Below are 15,503 nucleotides of genomic sequence, written 5' to 3'. Positions count from 1 at the left end.
GGGGTAGGTCCGAAAAGAGGGGTGTGGAAAGGAGCCGTCCGGCGTCCGAACCTGACCGGAAGTCGCCGGAAGTGGATCTCGCCGGAGTCGGCCCGCCTCTAAGATCGCCGCCATGCCCGCACCCCTGCTCGCCCCCGACTTCGACGCCGCGACGGCGTTTCCCGAGGTGGCCGCGCTACGCGCCGCGCTGGCGGCGCACGACCTTCCCGCCGTGCGGGCCGTGTTCGACGCCGCGGACCCGGACACCCGCACCATGCTCGTCTGGGAGGCCGGCGAGCAGCGCGGGATCGAAGATCACCTGCGGCGGGCCGTCGACGCCGACCCGGCCGACACGCTCGCGGCCACCCTGCTGGCCGTCAACCACATCTCGATCGGCTGGGAGATCCGCACCGACGCCCGGGCACAGCACGTCAGCGCCGAACAGTTCGCCGCACTGCACGACCACCTGCGCCGGGCCGAGCGACTGCTGATCGACGTCACCGCCCGGGAACCCGACAACGCCCCGGCCTGGAACCTGCGCATGACCACCGCCCGCGGACTCCAGTTCGGCCAGCCGGAAACCCGCCGACGCTACGACCGGCTGGCCCGGCACCACCCCCACGACCTGGCCGCCCAACGGAACCTGCTGCAACAGCTCTGCCCGAAGTGGAGCGGCAGTTGGCCGGCGATGCACGCGTTCGCCAAGGAGTGCACGGACGCGGCCCCACCCGGCGCCCCCAACGCCGTACTGGTCCTCGACGGCCACCTCGAACGGTGGCTGGACGCCGGCGACCAGGGACAGCGGTACCTGGCGGAGGCCACCGTCCGGCAGGAGATCCGGGAGGCCGCGCAACGTTCGGTGCTCCACCCCGACTTCCGGGAACGGGTCGGCTGGGTCGGGGTACGCAACACCTTCGCGATGATGTTCTGGCTCATCGACGACTACGCCGCCGCGGCCACCCAGTTCACGGCCCTCGGCAACCTTGCCACCGAAAGCCCGTGGCACTACCTCGGCGACGCCGCCACCCAGTTCCAACGATGCCGCGCAGAGGCGTTCGCGAAAGGCCGACAGCAGTGATCACGCAGACCGAGGTCGACGGCGTACCGACCCTGCTCGCCCCCAACCCCAACGGACCCCTGATCGCCGGGCTGACCTTCCGGGTCGGCCAGGCCGACGAGACCCTCGCCCGCGCGGGAATCACCCACCTGCTCGAACACCTCGCCCTGCACCAGTTCGGCCTCACCGACTACCACTACAACGGCAGCACCGGCGCGGTCGTCACCCATTTCCACACCCAGGGCAGCCCCGAGAAGGTCGCCGCCTTCGTCAACGGTGTCTGCGCCGCGCTCGGCAACCTGCCGATGGACCGCCTCGACATGGAGAAGGGCATCCTGCGTACGGAGCGCGGCAGTCGCACCCCCGGCTACGGTGAGCCGCTCGCGGTCTGGCGGCACGGCGCGGTCGGCTACGGCCTGCCCGGCCATCCCGAGTTCGGGCTGCGCTCCGTCGGCCCCGACGACCTGCGCGCCTGGGCCGCCCGCTACTTCACCCGGGAGAACGCCGTGCTCTGGATCGCCGGCGACGCCGTCCCGGCGGGTCTGCGCCTCGACCTGCCCGGTGGCACCCGGCAACCGGTTCCCCCGGCCTGGTCCGCGCTGCCGGAGACGCCCGCCTACTTCTGCGGCGGCGCCTCCCGGATCGTCGCCTTCGACGCCGTGGTCAGGCGCTCCGTCGCCGCCGGCATCTACACCGCCGTCCTCGAACGGGAACTCTTCCGCGCCCTGCGCCAGGAGGACGGACTGTCCTACATGGCCACCGCGACCTACAGCCCGCGCGGCGACGACCACGCCATGATCACCGCCGCCGCCGACGCCCTGCCCGACAAGCACGGCGCGGTACTCGGCGGATTCGTCGACGTGCTCGCCAAACTCCGCGTCGGCCGGATCGAGCAGGCCGACCTCGACACCGTGTGCGCGGCGACGGAGGAGACCTACAGCCGGGCCGACTTCGATGCCGCCCGGCTGCCCGGTGCCGCCCTCAACCACCTGACCGGCCAGCCCAACCTCAGCACCGACGAGATGCGTGCCGAACTGAAGGCGGTCACCCTCGCCGACGTCCACGCGGTCGCCGTCGAGGCCGCCGGTACCGCCCTGCTGATGGTGCCCGGCAGCCGTGGTGCCGAGTGGGCGGGGTTCGCCGCCGCCCCCACCCACTCCACGTCCGCCGTCACCGGCAGGCGTGCCGCCTCCCGTACCGCGGGCGACGAGACCGCCCTCGTCATCGGCCCGTACGGTGTGACCCTCGACCAACCGGGCGCCCCCGTCACCGTCGAGTACGCGAACTGTGCCGCACTGCTCGTCTGGCCCGACGGTGGCCGCCAGCTCATCGGCACCGACGCCCTTTTCGTGCCGGTCGAACCCACGATGTACGGCGTGACCGCCGCCGACGTCGCCGCCATCGACAACATCGTGCCCGCCGACCGGCACGTGCCGATGCCCGCCCGCGACCCGGAGAGCATTCCCGTGCCACCGGCCGAGCAGGCCGTCGTCCCGAAGGGGCTGCGGCTGCCCAGATGGTACGAGGCACTGGGGCTGCTCTTCTTCGGCATCCTCGCGCTGCCGTTGCTCCTTTTCATCGTGGTGCAGGGCATCCTCATGGTCACCGGTGACGCCGACGATCCGGACAGTTGGCTCTTCATGGGCGTGTTGCTCGGGCTGACCGCCGGAGTCGCCTGGCCGATCGTCGCCCTGCTGCGCCGGCTCCGCCGGCCGTTGCGGAGGTAGCCGGCGGGCCGGTGGCTTCGCCGGCCGCCGGCCGGGCCAACGTGAAGATGGTGGCAGTGCGGCTGGTCGCGGGTTAGGATCCCCGCGCCGGCACGGGGCGGTAGCTCAGCAGGTTAGAGCAGTCGACTCATAATCGATCGGTCACGGGTTCGAGTCCCGTCCGCCCCACGTTGATCTTGCATGCGAACCACTGCTCGGTGGTTCTCAGTCGTCGGCTGCTGGTGGAGTGCCGGAGGTAGTTCTCTATCCTGCGCGGGTGTCTTCGCTCAGGGACGCCGAGCTCAATGCCTTGGTCGCCGAGGCGGTCGTGGACTGCTACGACGAGCATGAGCAGCTCAGTGGCCTCTTCATCATGATCCAGGACAATCTGGCGGTGCCGTTCGGCACCGAGGTTCTCGGTGTGCCGGTGGTGATCCGAAAGGTGGATCTGCGTTCGTCGGGGATCGTGGCGATCTGCCATCGTGGCCGGCTGCGGCAGGCGATCGGGATTCTGGATCTTCCGTTGCCGGATCCTGCGCCAGATGGTGCGCAGTGGATCGAGGCGTACCGGTGGTGGGCGGGGGCGCAGTGAGCGAGTACCAGTACTACGAGTTCGTGGCGCTTGATCAGGCGCTGACCGTCGAGCAGCAGGGCGAGTTGCGGGCGGTGTCGTCGCGGGGTCGGATCACGTCGTCGGGTTTCGTCAACGACTATCAGTGGGGCGATCTGAAGGCAGATCCTGCCAAGTGGATGGAGCGGTACTTTGACGCGCACCTGTATCTGGCGAACTGGGGCACGCGGCGGATCATGCTGCGACTGCCCGGAGCGTTGCTGGAGCCGGAGACGGCGGCGAGGTTCTGTGTCGGTGACTCGGCCGGCTGCTGGGCGACTCGTACCCATGTGATCCTGGATCTTCGTAGTGAGGACGAGGACGGTGACGAGGAGTGGTGGGAGGAGGAAGGGCGGCTCGCGGCGATCGTCCCGGTCCGGGCGGAACTGGCCGGCGGTGATCGGCGGCTGCTGTATCTGGCCTGGCTGCTGTGCGTGCAGAACCGGGAGTTGGATGATGATGAGCCGGAGCCGCCGGTCCCGGCCGGACTAGCGAAGCTGAGCGGGCCGTTGCGGGCCTTGGCCGATTTCCTTCGCCTGGACCCCGACCTGTTGGACGCGGCGGCAGCGGCGAGCCGGCCGTTGACCGAAGCGGCGCCTTCCGCCGCTGTTCTCCGCCGATGGGTGAAGGCCCTGCCCGTGGCGGACAAGGACGAGGTGTTGTTGCGGGTGCTGCGCGGTGATGCCGGGTTGCTGCGGTCGGAGTTGCTGCGGCGGTTCCACGGCGTTGCGGAGGAATCATCTGTCGGAGAGGGGCGGACCGCCGGGGACCTGCTCGCCGCCGCCGAGGATCGCTGGACTGTACGGCAGCAGCAGAAGCGGGAGCGAGAGGCAGCCGAGCGTAGGCGTCGTGAGGAATCGGCAGCCGCGGCCCGCGAGCAGCGTCTGGACAAGCTGGCACGGAACCCGGTGCAAGCTTGGAACCAGGTGGATGGCCCTGTCGTCTGTTCGGGCGTAGCCGAGGAAACTCGGCTCGGCGCTCGAACAGTGCCATCGGAAGACTAGAGCTAGTGCATCTGGAAGACTAATGGACGTGCGATTGGGCGGGCAGGAGGCGCGCTTCGGGTAGAGTGGCTTTGTGGTCGAGTACCGGCGGCGTGTCCTGGATGACGCACTGGATGAGCTTCAGCCCCATCTGCGCGCTCTGTCGATCCACGGGCCGAAGGGTGTGGGAAAGACAGCGACGGCGACGCAGCGCGCCGCGTCGGTCGTCGATCTGAGCCTTCCTGCCCAGCGAGAGATCCTCAGTGCGGATCCCTCCGTCTTGTCTCGTCTGCCAGGGCCGGTGCTGGTGGATGAGTGGCAGCGGTTCCCCGAGGTTTGGGACCAGGTGCGTCGCGCGGTCGATTCCGGCTCTCCGCCTGGGCACTTCATCCTCGCCGGCAGTTCAGCGCCTCGGGGTGCGGTGATCCACTCGGGCGCCGGACGGATCGTCCCGATGCGGATGCGCCCGCTCAGCCTGGCGGAACGGGATATCGAGACTCCTACCGTCAGCCTGTCCGCACTGCTGGCCGGCGACCGCGACGTCGACGGGAGCACCAGGCTCCGGCTGACCGACTACGTCGAGGAGATCACCGCGTCCGGGTTCCCTGCCATCCGGGGACTGCCGTCCCGTGTCCGCCGGGCCGAGTTGGACGCGTATCTGGACAACGTCGTCGAGCGGGAGTTCCCCGAGCAGGGCTATCCGGTCCGTCGTCCGGCTGTACTACGAGCTTGGCTTGCCGCATATGCCGCCGCGACATCGACGACGGCGACCTACTCGAAGATTCTCGACGCGGCCACCGCCGGGTTGGCGAACAAGCCGGCCAAGGAGACCACACTCGCCTACCGCGACGCCCTGTCCTCGCTGTGGTTGCTCGACGACCTGCCGCCGTGGATTCCCGGCCACAACCACCTTGACCGGCTCGGCCAGTCCGCCAGGCACCACCTGGCCGACCCGGCGCTTGCCGCTCGACTGCTGGGGCTCGATGCCGCTGCGCTGCTACGAGCCGAACAAGGAAGCACCAACCTGTCCGAAGGCACGATCCTCGGCGCTCTCTTCGAACACCTCGTGGCGCTCAGCGTCCACACCTACGCTGAGGCAGCCGAGGGCCGGGTAAGCCACCTACGGACGCGCAACAACATCCACGAAGTGGATCTCATAGTTCAGCATGCCGGTGGAAGGGTGCTGGGCATCGAGGTCAAGCTGGCCGACCGCGTCGAGGACGCCGACACCAAGCACCTGCATTGGCTGCGTGACCGGATTGGCGAAGACCTGATCGACGCCGTCGTCATCTATGCAGGCGAGCACGCGTACCGCCGCCGCGACGACGTAGCCGTCGTCCCTTTGGCATTGCTCGGCCCCTGATGAGAGGTACCTGCCCGGCCAACGTCATCCCTACTCCGGCGTGTCCAAAGGCGGCGTACCGGTCCGTGAACGCGGCGATCGACATGCTTGCTGAGACCGGTCCGGGCCTGGCCCTTCCACTGGTCGACACTCTTCGGGATTCAAGCATCAGCAACCTTAAGGAGCTGCGGCCGAGGTCCGGCCGCGATGTCGCCATCCGGGTTCTGTTCGTCTTCGACCCATGGTCGCAGGCGGTCCTCCTGGTCGCCGGCAACAAGGCCGGCGACTGGACACGGTGGTATGAGAAGGCGATCCCGGTCGCCGAGGTCGCCTATGAGGGCTGGCTTGCCTTCGAGAGGAAACGGAGGGAGGGCTGATGGTCGACTTCCATGACTGGGACGACATCCGCGCCGAGCTGCACGATGGGGACGACGCCGCGCTCGATGCGGAACGCGCCCGCACCGAGGCATGGGTCAGCGCGTTCCACCTTGCCGAGGAGCGCAAGCGTCTCGGTCTCACCCAGCGGCAGGTGGCGGAACTGATGGGGGTCACGCCCGGCCGGGTGAGTCAAATCGAGAACGGCGATCTGGACGCCAACGAGGTGGCGACCCTCAGCCGGTATGCACGAGCACTGGGCGCCCGGATGCGAATCATTTTCGACTACGACAGCGACCTCCGTCAGATCGCCTGATCTCCGCACATCTCAGACGGCATCACGTACAGCGAGGCCAGTCGTTTCGGCGTCGCACGGGTCGGGCAAGTGGCGGTCATCGGGCACCGCCCGACGCCCGCGAGCTGGGCAAACTCGGCGGTAGCGGATCACCGGCGATGGTGGCGGTGTGGTTCGCATGGTGGTACCTCCGCCCTACTTCTCTCGCCTCTGACCAGGCTTTTGCTTCGGCAAGTTCAATAGGCACAAGTCCGGCACAGATTGGTCTTGATCCTGAACCGGGTTGGTATCCCTGCTCCCACGTTGTGCCGCCGAGTTCGGAACCAACGCCCCACCGACGTGGGTCGATCGAGCCCATGCTTGGGGTCCATTAGGGTGTGGAGCGTCCGCCCTCCTGAAGGCACGGACAGGACAGACACCGGAAGCCGAAGGGGAGAACACCGTGACGAAGTTCGGCCGGTTCGGCAAACTTGCCCTCCTGAGCACCGTGACCAGCGTTGCGCTGGCCATCGGCGCTGCCGCGCCGGCTCACGCCGCCTGGTCGACGTTTGCCGGCCAGTCTGGCACCGCTGTCGTGATGGCGTGCAAGACGGCGGTTGAAAGCGGGTACGGCCCGTTGTGGGAGATCACTCTGGTGGCGGCGACCACGCCCGGCCGTACTGCGTCAGCCCGGTTCGAGGTATGGCGCGGCAGCAGCCTTGTCTCGCGCGTGGACCTCGCTGCCAGGGACGGCGCGTGGGACGTCAAGACGACCTGGGCGTCGCGCATCCTCGGCGACACGTACACCGGGGTGGCAGGCACGGGCCTCACCAGTGGTGAAGGCTCCGGCGGAGCGATCGGCGGATCGTTCTCGACCATCGCGGGCTGCTGATCGGAGCAGGTCGGACCATGCCCGGCCGGCTCCGTTGCGGTCCGGGCATCGGTCCACCGCCGCCACCGACGAACTACCTCGCCGATCTCCAAGCCAGTCGCACCGGCGATGTCCGCCAGGTCCGCCCCGTACGTAGAGCGGCATGGATGATCAAGGGCTGGCAGCGAGTCCATCGGGACACCACCGTGGCGGACAACGCCAGTTCCGCCCGGTCGCGTCGGGGTCATCGGACCCGCCCGACGCCCGTGAGCTGGGCAAATTCAGCGGTAGTGGGTCACCGGCGATCATGGCGGCGTGGTGCGTCACGTCTGCTCCGTATCTTGAGCCGCCTTCGCTCAGTTGGGCGTCGGGAGCGGTACGGCCCGCCGCGGTGCGCGCCGCCGCCACCTGACGACAAGCACGACGAGCAGTAGCAGCCCGACTGTCGGGGTGAGCACCAGACAGTAGAGCCACCACGCGGCCGGGAACGCGGTCGGCTCGGGGGAGGGGCCGCCGAACCGGCCGTCGACCACCAGGTCGTGCGCGACGTCGATGTCCCAGACCCACACGCCCTCCTGGCGGATCAGCTGGGTCGTGCCGCCGCCGGGCCGCACCGCGAGCAGCTTGGCCGCAGAGACGGCCCGGTACGCCGCAGGCGCTTCGATCGACGGTTCCCGGTCGTAGTAGGGGTGGTGCTCGTCCTGGTAGGTGACCAGTACCGCGGTGCCGTCCCGCTGCCAACCGGCCACCCGTACCGCCGCGCCGGGCACCGGGTCGAACCCGCCGTCTGGCCCGGCCTGGCCGGTGGCGGCGTCCAGCGTCGTCAGCCGCCACTGCCGCTGGTTCCGCGCGGCGTTGGTGCAGGCCACGGCACAGCCGTCAAGACCGAGCACCGCGAGCCTCGACCCGTCGGCCGTGAACGCACCGGTGCCGGCCAGGCGCTGCCCCGCGCCGAGGGTGGCCAGCGTGCGCGATCCGCCGTCGGCGGTGTTCACGAGGACCAGCGCCCGGTCGACCTGAACGGCGAGGTGGCGGCCATCCGGAGCGAAGGCGACCGAGTTGATCGGGTCGAACACCGCCGCGCCGAGGTCGAGGACCTTCCGACTCTCCCCGGTGGCCAGGTCGAGCAGCCACAGCGAGCCGCCGGCGTAGCCGTACGTCGCCTCGTTGCCGTCGAACGGGGGCGTCTCCCCGTAATTCACCAGGGACGCCTCCGGCTGACTCCACAGCAGCAGTGCCGCACTGTCGGGCTGCCAGGCCACCGGCACGTCGGCGGGTAGTTCCTTGAATCGGCGCGAATGCCCGGTGACCAGGTCGACGACGCTCAGCCGCCCCGCCCGGCCCGGCACGATCAGGTCCTCGACAGAGTCCGGCCCGACCACGTACCGACCGTCGGGGGAGAGCCGCACCCGCTGCCCGACCTGCAGGTAGGTGTCCGCGTACCGGAGCATCCGGTACGACCCGTCGCGGCCCACCGCGGCGATCTTGGATCCGTACGCCCCGGGCAGATCCACCCCGCCGAGCCCGTTGCCGGAACCGCTGAGAAGTATCGCCGCGGGGCCCGGTGGGGACTGCGCGACCGGCGCCTGCCACGGCCACGGGTCGTACACCCGCCCCGGCACGGCACCTTCGGTCGACGCACCGACCACCGGCGGCGGTTCGGCGGCGAGCACCAGCAGGCCCGGTAGCGCCAACGCCACGGCCAGCACGGCCGCGACGGTACCGGCGACCCGGCGCCGGTACCGTCGCCGCCCGCGACGCCAGAGGTCCTCCGGCACGCGGGCCGGCGTCATCCGGTCGGCCTCGGCCGCCAGCATCAGCTGCAGTTTGGACTGTTCCGACCCGGTCCGCGTCAACGTCCTGCCTCCGCCCGCGAGAAGTCCAGCTCGACCAGTTCCGGTGCCATCCGTCGCAACCGGGCCAACGCGTCCCGGGTCTGACTCTTGACCGTCCCGACACGGCAGCCGAGCAGTTCGGCGACCTCCTCCTCGGTGCGGTCCTCGTAGAAGCGCAGCACCAGGACCGCGCGCTGGCCGGGCGCCAGCCGGGCCAGCGCCCGGCGCAGCGTCAGGCCGTCGGCGACCGTCGCCGTCGGATCAGGGATCGACCGGTCCGCCGGTTCGTACACGAGCGACGGCCGGCGCCGCCCGCGCCGCCAGAACGAGATGTGCTGGTGGTACAGGGCCCGGCGTACGTACGCATCCGGGTCCCCGTCGGCGACGATCCGCCGCCACCGGCCGACCACGCCCAGCAACGTCTCCTGCACCAGGTCCTCGGCCAGGTGCCTGTCGCCGGTCAACAGATACGCGATCCGCGACAGAGCCGCGGTCCGGTCCCGCACATAACTCGCGAACGAGTCCTCCGCGTCCACCGTCACCTCCTCACCATCAGACACGCCCGCCGCGGCGGGTGAGGAGGGGTCTCAGCCGGAACTTCGCTGGAAGACGGGTCGGCACACTCCTCGGCCCGGCGGCATCGATATGCGCCCGGTATATGTACGCCGGATATACACTCAGTGTATGGTCTGCGCATGAGTGTTCCCATGACCCTTCTCGGCCTGCTCGAGCGCGAGCCCAGTCACGGCTACGACCTCAAGCGCGACTACGACTCCTTCTTCAGCCGGGGCAAGCCGCTGCCGTTCGGCCAGGTCTACGCGACCCTCGGCCGGCTCGCCCGCGACGGCAAGATCGTGATTGGCGAGGTCGAGCCGGGCGTAGGCCACGAGCGCAAGCGGTACGTCATCACCGATCTGGGCGCGACCGAGGTCGAATCGTGGCTGACCGAGCCCGTCGAGGCCGAGCCCAACCTGCAGACCGTGCTGTTCACCAAGGTCGTGCTGGCGCTGATGCTCGGCCGCCCCGCCGAGGAGTACCTCGACAGCCAGCGCGCCGCGCACCTGCGGCGGATGACGGAACTCACCGAGATCAGACGGGGCGGCGACCTGGTCGACACCCTGCTGGCCGACCACGGCCTGTTCCGTCTGGAAGCCGACCTGCGCTGGATCGACATCACGGTCGCCCGGTTGGACGCCCTCCGGGAGACGGTGTTGCGGGCATGAAGGCGATCGAGGCACGAGACGCCGTTCTGTCCTTCGGCGAGACGCCGGCGCTGCGCGGCGCCAGCGTCTCGGTGGCCCCGGGCGAGATCGTCGCCATCATGGGCCCGAGCGGTTCCGGGAAGTCCACCCTGCTGCACTGCCTGGCCGGGATCCTCGTACCCGGCGCGGGCGAGATCTACTACGACGGCCGCCGGGTCGACACCCTGAACGAGAACGAACGCAGCGTCCTGCGCCGGGACCATTTCGGGTTCGTGTTCCAGTTCGGACAGCTCGTTCCGGAGTTGACCGCCGAGGAGAACGTCGCACTGCCGCTGCTTCTCGGCGGCGCCAGGCGGGCCGCCGCGCTGAGTGAGGCGCGGCCCTGGTTCGAGCGGCTCGGCCTGGCCGGGCTGGAGCGGCGCCGGTCCGGCGAGTTGTCCGGCGGACAGGCGCAGCGGGTCGCGCTGGCCCGCGGCCTGGTCGCCCGGCCCGGGGTGTTGTTCGCCGACGAGCCGACCGGGGCGCTCGACTCGCTGACCGGTGAGCAGGTCATGGACCTACTGGTCGCCTCGGCCCGCGAGCAGGAGACGACCGTCGTCCTCGTCACCCATGACGCCCGCGTGGCCGCGTGCGCCGACCGGCAGGTCATCGTCCGCGACGGCAAGGTGAACGCGCTGGTGCACGCATGATCCGGTTCGGTCTGCGACTGTCCCTGTCCGGTGGCCGGGAGGCCGCCACCCGGCTCGCCGTCATCGCCACCGCGGTGGCGCTCGGCGTCGGCATGCTCCTGACAACGCTCGCCGCGATGAACGCGGTCGGCGCACAGAACCAGCGGTACGCCTGGCTCAACACCGCCGCCGCTCCGGCCGCCCCGGCCGCGTCGGCCGATCCGATCTGGTGGCTGCTCCGGGAGGACTACCACCAGGGCCGATCAATCGGCCGGGTCGAGGTCGCGGCGCTGGGGCCGGACGCACCCGTCCCGCCGGGCATCCCGCGTCTGCCGGGGCCGGGCGAGTTCTACGTCTCACCGGCCCTCGGCGAACTGCTTCGGACCACCCCGGCCACGGAACTGGGTGACCGCTTCCCCGGACACCAGATCGGCACGATCGGGCCGGCGGCGTTGCCGTCCGCCGAATCGCTGCTGATCGTCATCGGCCGTACCCCGGCCGAGTTGGAGCGGTTGGGGGCCCGCCAGGTCACCCAGATCATGACGACCTCCCCGAGCGACTGCGCCAGCGGCTGTCCGGTCGGAATCAACGGTGCCGCCATGTCACTCGTGCTCGCCGTCGTCGCGGCCGCCCTGCTCGTCCCGGTGCTCATCTTCATCGCCACCGCGACCCGGCTGGCGGCCACCCGCCGGGAGCAGCGCTTCGCCGCGATGCGGCTGATCGGCGCCACACCGCGGCAGATCTCCCTCATCTCGGCCGTGGAGTCGACGATCGCGACCGCGGCGGGCACCGTTGCCGGGTTCGGCCTGTTCTTCGCGGTCCGGCCGGGACTCGCGATGATTCCGTTCACCGGAGAACCGTTCTTCACCACCGACCTGTCGCTCGGCATCATCGACGTCCTCGTGGTCGCGCTCGGTATCCCGATCGGTTCCGTCGTGGCGTCCTGGCTGGCCCTGCGCCGGGTGCAGATCTCGCCGCTGGGCGTGAGCCGTCGGGTGACCCCGAAGCCGCCGCGCGCCTGGCGGCTGATCCCGCTGGTCGCCGGGCTCGCCGAGTTGACGTACTTCATCGGCCGGCGCCCCGACACGACCGACGGCCAGCTTGTCGCGTACCTGTCCGGGTTTCTGCTGGTCCTGACCGGGCTCGTGCTGTCGGGGCCGTGGTTGACCATGGTCGGCGCCCGGGTGCTGGCCGGCCGGGCGAGCCGGCCCGCGACGCTCATCGCCGGGCGACGGCTCGCGGACGACCCGCAGGCCGGCTTCCGGTCCGTCAGCGGGCTGATCGTGGCGCTGTTCGTGACCAGCGTGGCGACCGGCACGATCACCACGTTCGTCGCCAACCGCGGCGAACCCCGGACCGACTCGGTGGCCGCCACGTCACTGGCGAAACAGTTCTGGCCGGAGGAAGGGCCCGCGCCGACCGCCGACCAGATTCCGGCCGGCCTTGAGACGATCCCCGGCGTGCGCAGCGTGACCCTGGTGCACCTCAATCCCGACCGGGACGGAGGGCACGGCGTGATCACGTGCGCGGAACTGGACCGTCTGGCGGTGTTCGGCAGTTGCCCCGCCGGCGCGCAGGTCGCGGCCGTCCACGGTGACCTCATCGGCATGCGCGCGTTCGACCTGACCGGTGACACGTACGTCTGGGACGCCGCCGGCATCGCCCCGACGGAGGTCGACCGGCAGCCGATCCTGTCGGTGGTCGTCGACACGACCAGCCGCACCGCGTTCGAGCGGGCCCGGACGATGCTGATCGACGCATTTCCGCTGGGGCGCTTCCCGGCGAGCATCGGCGAGTGGGAGTCGGACTCCGCTCAGCAGATGATCCAGTTCCAGCGGCTGGCCGAGGTGGTCGTGCTGGCCAGCCTGCCGATCGCCGGTTGCAGCCTGGCGGTGAGCGTGGCCGGCGGGCTGAGCGACCGCAAGCGGCCGTTCAGCATGCTGCGGCTCACCGGAGTGCGGCTGTCCACCCTGCGCCGGGTGGTCGCGCTCGAAACCGTCGTGCCGCTGCTGCTCGTCGCCGCGGTGGCCATCGGGATGGGGTTCCTGGCCGCCCATCTCTTCCTGCGGGCGCAACTGGGCTACACACTGCTACCGCCGCACCTGTCGTTCTACCTGACCGTCGGCGGCGGGCTCGCGGTGTCCCTGGGCATCATCGCCTCGACGCTGCCGCTGCTGCGCCGGGTCACCGGCCCGGAGACGGCCCGGAACGGCTGAGCGCCGCTCCGGCGGGCCAGGGTGCGGCACTTGCCGGCCGCTGTCCGCGGTCGCGCCCGCCCATCGGCGGGAAGTGACCCTTCGGCTCGGCGAGTGTTGCACCCTGGTGCGGTGGACGACGTGACCGAGCTGTTGGACCGGATCTGGCGGACGGACGCGGCCGGCATGCTCGGCGCGCTCAGCCGGCGGCTCGGCGACTTCGACCGGGCCGAAGAGGCGTTGTCGGACGCGCTGGCCGAGGCACTCAAGCGCTGGCCCGACGAGGGTGTGCCGGACAGTCCCACCGGTTGGCTGGTCACCACGGGCTGGCGCAAGGCGTTGGACCGGCTGCGCCGGGACGCCGTCGGTCGCCGGAAGGTGGCACAGGTGGCTGCGGAACCGCCGCCGGAACCGGGCGTGGACGATCGGTTGGCCACGATCTTCGCGTGCTGCCATCCGGACCTCGCCGAGCCGGCCCGGGTCGCCCTGACGCTGTACGCCGCCAGCGGCCTGAGCACGGCCGAGATCGCCGCCGCGTTCCTGGTGCCCCTGCCGACGATGGCGCAGCGGCTTTCCCGGGCCAAGCGCCAGCTCCGCGAGCGCGGCATCCGGTTCGAGGTGCCACAGCCGCACGAGTACGCCGACCGGCTACCGGCCGTGCTCGCGGTGATCTATCTGGTGTTCAACGAAGGGTATCTGTCCAGCGGCCGGTCCGCCCAGCGGCGTGAGCTGGCCGGCGAAGGGGTCGAGCTGGCGTGTCAACTCGCCGCCCTGCTGCCCGGTGAGCCGGAAGCCGCCGGTCTGGCCGCGTTGCTCGAGATGCACCACGCCCGCGCCGCCGCACGGTTCGACTCGTGGGGGCGCATCGTGCTGCTCGAACAGCAGGACCGGCGGCTGTGGGACCGGGCGGCGATCGAACGGGCGGCGATGCGGCTGCGGGCGGCGGTGCGCCAGGGCCGGCCCGGGGCCTACCAGCTGCAGGCCGGTATCACCGCGCTACATGCCCTGGCCGCCTCGTACGAGGCGACCAACTGGCCCGACGTGCGGGCGCTGTACGACCGGCTGTACGCGGTGGACCCGTCGCCGGTGGTCCTGCTGAACCGGGCGGTGGCGACCCGGTTCGCGGTGGGCCCGGCACCGGCGCTGGACGAGGTCGACGCGCTCGGGCACCGGCTTGCCGGCTACCACCTGTGGCATGCGGCCCGGGCCGACCTGCTGGCCACGCTCGACCGGCCGGCCGACGCGCTGACAGCGGCGGAGCGGGCTCTGGAACTGGCGACGAACCCGGCCGAGCGGGAGCTGATGTCGCGGCGGGTGGGTGAGCTGAGGCGCCGGCTGTGAGGCCGGCGCCCGCCTCCACCGCTATTCCCGGCTCATCACCGGACGGACCTCCAGCGCGCTCATCCCGGCGGCGAGTGGCCAGGTGGCCGCGATCCGGGCGGCCTCGTCGATGTCGTCGCACTCCAGCATGACGACCGCGCCGATGACCTCCTTGAGTTCCAGGTACGGCCCGTCGGTGATCACCGGCTGGCCGTCCGCACCGGCGCGTACCGTCCGTGCCGCCTCACGGGGCTGCAGTTCGGCGCCGCCGTCGGCGATCTTGCCGGTCGGCTGCCACCGCTCGTACCACCCGTAGATCTGCTCCATCAGGTCCTGCTCGTCGGCCGGCGACAATTCGGTCCATTCGCGGTCGTCGCCGAAGATCAGCATCGCGTACCTCATCGTTGCTCCTCGTGATCGGAAGGGCTGTGTCGTACGGGTGACGAACGACCGGCACCGGTTCTCGACAGGCTCCGCCGAATTTTCTGGCCGGTTTCCGGCGGCCGACCGTTCCAGGCCCGGTGCGCGACGCGGCGGGTACGGGTGTCACCGCCTGGTCTTCAGCCAGATGGTCGGTTCCGGGGTCGGGACGGTTTCGACCCGGTCCAGCGGAATCCGGGTGCCGCCGGGGTGGTGGAACAGCCGTACGCCGTCACCGAGCAGCACGGGTGCGACGAACACGAGGATCTCGTCGAGGAGGCCCGCCGCCAGACACTGGGCCGCGACGTCCGCGCCGAGGATGTTGACGTACCGGTCGCCGGCGGCGGCCTTGGCCGCCTCCAGTCCGCTGGTCAGGTCGTCGACGAAGGTGATCCCCGGTACGGGGTTCGCGGGCGGCCGGTGGGTGAGCACGAACTGCGGGCCCGTCCACGCGCCGCTGAAGGCGCCCTCCTTGTCGGTGCCGCGGTTCGGGTCGTCGCCGCCGAAGGTGCGGGCACCCATGAGCAGTGCGCCGATCTTCCCCACGAGATCGTCGGCCACCGGATTGGGGCCGCCGAGATGGTCGGCGAGCCAGGACATGTCACCGCCGGGGCCGGCGATGAATCCGTCGAGGGACATGGTCGCGGAGTACAGAACCTTGGTCAT

At 70.5% G+C, this 15,503-nt stretch carries 16 protein-coding genes and 1 tRNA gene; 13 read left to right on the top strand and 4 right to left on the bottom strand.

Translation table 11 applies throughout. The annotated features are described in order from the left end of the window. The first annotated feature begins 112 nt into the window (after nt 1-112). The 9 genes from Prubr_RS03480 to Prubr_RS03440 all read left to right on the top strand — a co-directional run bounded on the left by Prubr_RS03480 (nt 113) and on the right by Prubr_RS03440 (nt 7,218). The gene (locus Prubr_RS03480; protein ID WP_212821576.1) at nt 113-1,057 is read left to right on the top strand and encodes a hypothetical protein; all 945 of its coding nucleotides are present in this window, start codon (nt 113-115) and stop codon (nt 1,055-1,057) included. Beyond that, the gene (locus tag Prubr_RS03475; protein WP_212821575.1) at nt 1,054-2,763 is read left to right on the top strand and encodes a M16 family metallopeptidase; all 1,710 of its coding nucleotides are present in this window, start codon (nt 1,054-1,056) and stop codon (nt 2,761-2,763) included. The genes Prubr_RS03480 and Prubr_RS03475 overlap by 4 nt, the downstream gene beginning before the upstream one ends. Before the next feature lie 94 nt (nt 2,764-2,857). Further along, a tRNA-Ile gene (locus tag Prubr_RS03470) sits at nt 2,858-2,931 on the top strand. Nucleotides 2,932-2,989: 58 nt separating this feature from the next. Then, nucleotides 2,990-3,334, top strand: a complete 345-nt coding sequence (locus Prubr_RS03465; protein ID WP_246568271.1) for a calcium-binding protein — start codon at nt 2,990-2,992, stop codon at nt 3,332-3,334. After that, entirely contained in the window at nt 3,331-4,356 is a 1,026-nt protein-coding gene (locus tag Prubr_RS03460) for a hypothetical protein (RefSeq protein WP_212821574.1), read from the top strand. The genes Prubr_RS03465 and Prubr_RS03460 overlap by 4 nt, the downstream gene beginning before the upstream one ends. A gap of 73 nt (nt 4,357-4,429) precedes the next feature. Beyond that, nucleotides 4,430-5,698: an ATP-binding protein gene (locus Prubr_RS03455; RefSeq protein ID WP_212821573.1), complete on the top strand. Its 1,269-nt coding sequence runs from the start codon at nt 4,430-4,432 to the stop codon at nt 5,696-5,698. Next, nucleotides 5,698-6,054, top strand: coding sequence for a type II toxin-antitoxin system RelE/ParE family toxin (locus Prubr_RS03450; RefSeq protein WP_281425877.1), 357 nt, complete (start codon nt 5,698-5,700; stop codon nt 6,052-6,054). Before Prubr_RS03455 ends, Prubr_RS03450 begins: the two co-directional genes overlap by 1 nt. After that, complete coding sequence (locus Prubr_RS03445; protein WP_212821572.1) at nt 6,054-6,368, top strand: transcriptional regulator; 315 nt, start codon at nt 6,054-6,056, stop codon at nt 6,366-6,368. The genes Prubr_RS03450 and Prubr_RS03445 overlap by 1 nt, the downstream gene beginning before the upstream one ends. 421 nt (nt 6,369-6,789) lie before the next feature. Then, entirely contained in the window at nt 6,790-7,218 is a 429-nt protein-coding gene (locus Prubr_RS03440; protein ID WP_212821571.1) for a hypothetical protein, read from the top strand. 335 nt (nt 7,219-7,553) lie between these two features. Here the strand turns inward: Prubr_RS03440 and Prubr_RS03435 are convergent, their stop codons facing one another. After that, nucleotides 7,554-9,014: a WD40 repeat domain-containing protein gene (locus tag Prubr_RS03435; RefSeq protein ID WP_212821570.1), complete on the bottom strand. Its 1,461-nt coding sequence runs from the start codon at nt 9,012-9,014 to the stop codon at nt 7,554-7,556. Between the two features lie 35 nt (nt 9,015-9,049). Then, nucleotides 9,050-9,574: a SigE family RNA polymerase sigma factor gene (locus Prubr_RS03430; protein ID WP_343221591.1), complete on the bottom strand. Its 525-nt coding sequence runs from the start codon at nt 9,572-9,574 to the stop codon at nt 9,050-9,052. Nucleotides 9,575-9,727: 153 nt separating this feature from the next. Between Prubr_RS03430 and Prubr_RS03425 the strand changes: the two genes are divergently transcribed. The 4 genes from Prubr_RS03425 (at nt 9,728) to Prubr_RS03410 (ending at nt 14,438) form a co-directional block, all read left to right on the top strand. Next, nucleotides 9,728-10,255 (top strand): PadR family transcriptional regulator, encoded by a 528-nt coding sequence (locus Prubr_RS03425; RefSeq protein WP_212821566.1) that lies wholly within the window; start codon nt 9,728-9,730, stop codon nt 10,253-10,255. Next, the gene (locus tag Prubr_RS03420; RefSeq protein WP_212821564.1) at nt 10,252-10,923 is read left to right on the top strand and encodes an ABC transporter ATP-binding protein; all 672 of its coding nucleotides are present in this window, start codon (nt 10,252-10,254) and stop codon (nt 10,921-10,923) included. Before Prubr_RS03425 ends, Prubr_RS03420 begins: the two co-directional genes overlap by 4 nt. After that, nucleotides 10,920-13,118 carry an ABC transporter permease gene (locus Prubr_RS03415; RefSeq protein WP_212821562.1) on the top strand — a complete coding sequence of 733 codons (2,199 nt, stop codon included), beginning with the start codon at nt 10,920-10,922 and terminating at the stop codon, nt 13,116-13,118. The genes Prubr_RS03420 and Prubr_RS03415 overlap by 4 nt, the downstream gene beginning before the upstream one ends. A 111-nt stretch (nt 13,119-13,229) precedes the next feature. After that, nucleotides 13,230-14,438 (top strand): RNA polymerase sigma factor, encoded by a 1,209-nt coding sequence (locus tag Prubr_RS03410; RefSeq protein ID WP_246568267.1) that lies wholly within the window; start codon nt 13,230-13,232, stop codon nt 14,436-14,438. Between the two features lie 21 nt (nt 14,439-14,459). Here Prubr_RS03410 and Prubr_RS03405 read toward each other — a convergent pair whose 3' ends face one another. Continuing rightward, on the bottom strand, nt 14,460-14,819 hold the full coding sequence (locus Prubr_RS03405; protein ID WP_212821558.1) for a YciI family protein: 360 nt from the start codon (nt 14,817-14,819) through the stop codon (nt 14,460-14,462). Nucleotides 14,820-14,963: 144 nt separating this feature from the next. Then, the gene (locus Prubr_RS03400) at nt 14,964-15,503 is read right to left on the bottom strand and encodes a dihydrofolate reductase family protein (RefSeq protein ID WP_212821556.1); all 540 of its coding nucleotides are present in this window, start codon (nt 15,501-15,503) and stop codon (nt 14,964-14,966) included.

It is taken from the genome of Polymorphospora rubra (genome assembly GCF_018324255.1).
GTDB lineage: Bacteria > Actinomycetota > Actinomycetes > Mycobacteriales > Micromonosporaceae > Polymorphospora > Polymorphospora rubra.
This window is presented reverse-complemented; position numbering and strand designations above follow the sequence as displayed.

What these genes read in the sequence shown, in the direction of transcription:
- Prubr_RS03480 (WP_212821576.1), top strand. Translation starts at nt 113, where the DNA reads ATGCCCGCACCCCTGCTCGCCCCCGACTTCGACGCCGCGACGGCGTTT.
- Prubr_RS03450 (WP_281425877.1), top strand. Translation starts at nt 5,698, where the DNA reads ATGAGAGGTACCTGCCCGGCCAACGTCATCCCTACTCCGGCGTGTCCA.
- Prubr_RS03445 (WP_212821572.1), top strand. Translation starts at nt 6,054, where the DNA reads ATGGTCGACTTCCATGACTGGGACGACATCCGCGCCGAGCTGCACGAT.
- Prubr_RS03435 (WP_212821570.1), bottom strand. Translation starts at nt 9,014, where the DNA reads ATGCTGGCGGCCGAGGCCGACCGGATGACGCCGGCCCGCGTGCCGGAG.
- Prubr_RS03425 (WP_212821566.1), top strand. Translation starts at nt 9,728, where the DNA reads ATGAGTGTTCCCATGACCCTTCTCGGCCTGCTCGAGCGCGAGCCCAGT.
- Prubr_RS03420 (WP_212821564.1), top strand. Translation starts at nt 10,252, where the DNA reads ATGAAGGCGATCGAGGCACGAGACGCCGTTCTGTCCTTCGGCGAGACG.
- Prubr_RS03415 (WP_212821562.1), top strand. Translation starts at nt 10,920, where the DNA reads ATGATCCGGTTCGGTCTGCGACTGTCCCTGTCCGGTGGCCGGGAGGCC.
- Prubr_RS03405 (WP_212821558.1), bottom strand. Translation starts at nt 14,819, where the DNA reads ATGAGGTACGCGATGCTGATCTTCGGCGACGACCGCGAATGGACCGAA.
- Prubr_RS03400 (WP_212821556.1), bottom strand. Translation starts at nt 15,503, where the DNA reads ATGACCAAGGTTCTGTACTCCGCGACCATGTCCCTCGACGGATTCATC.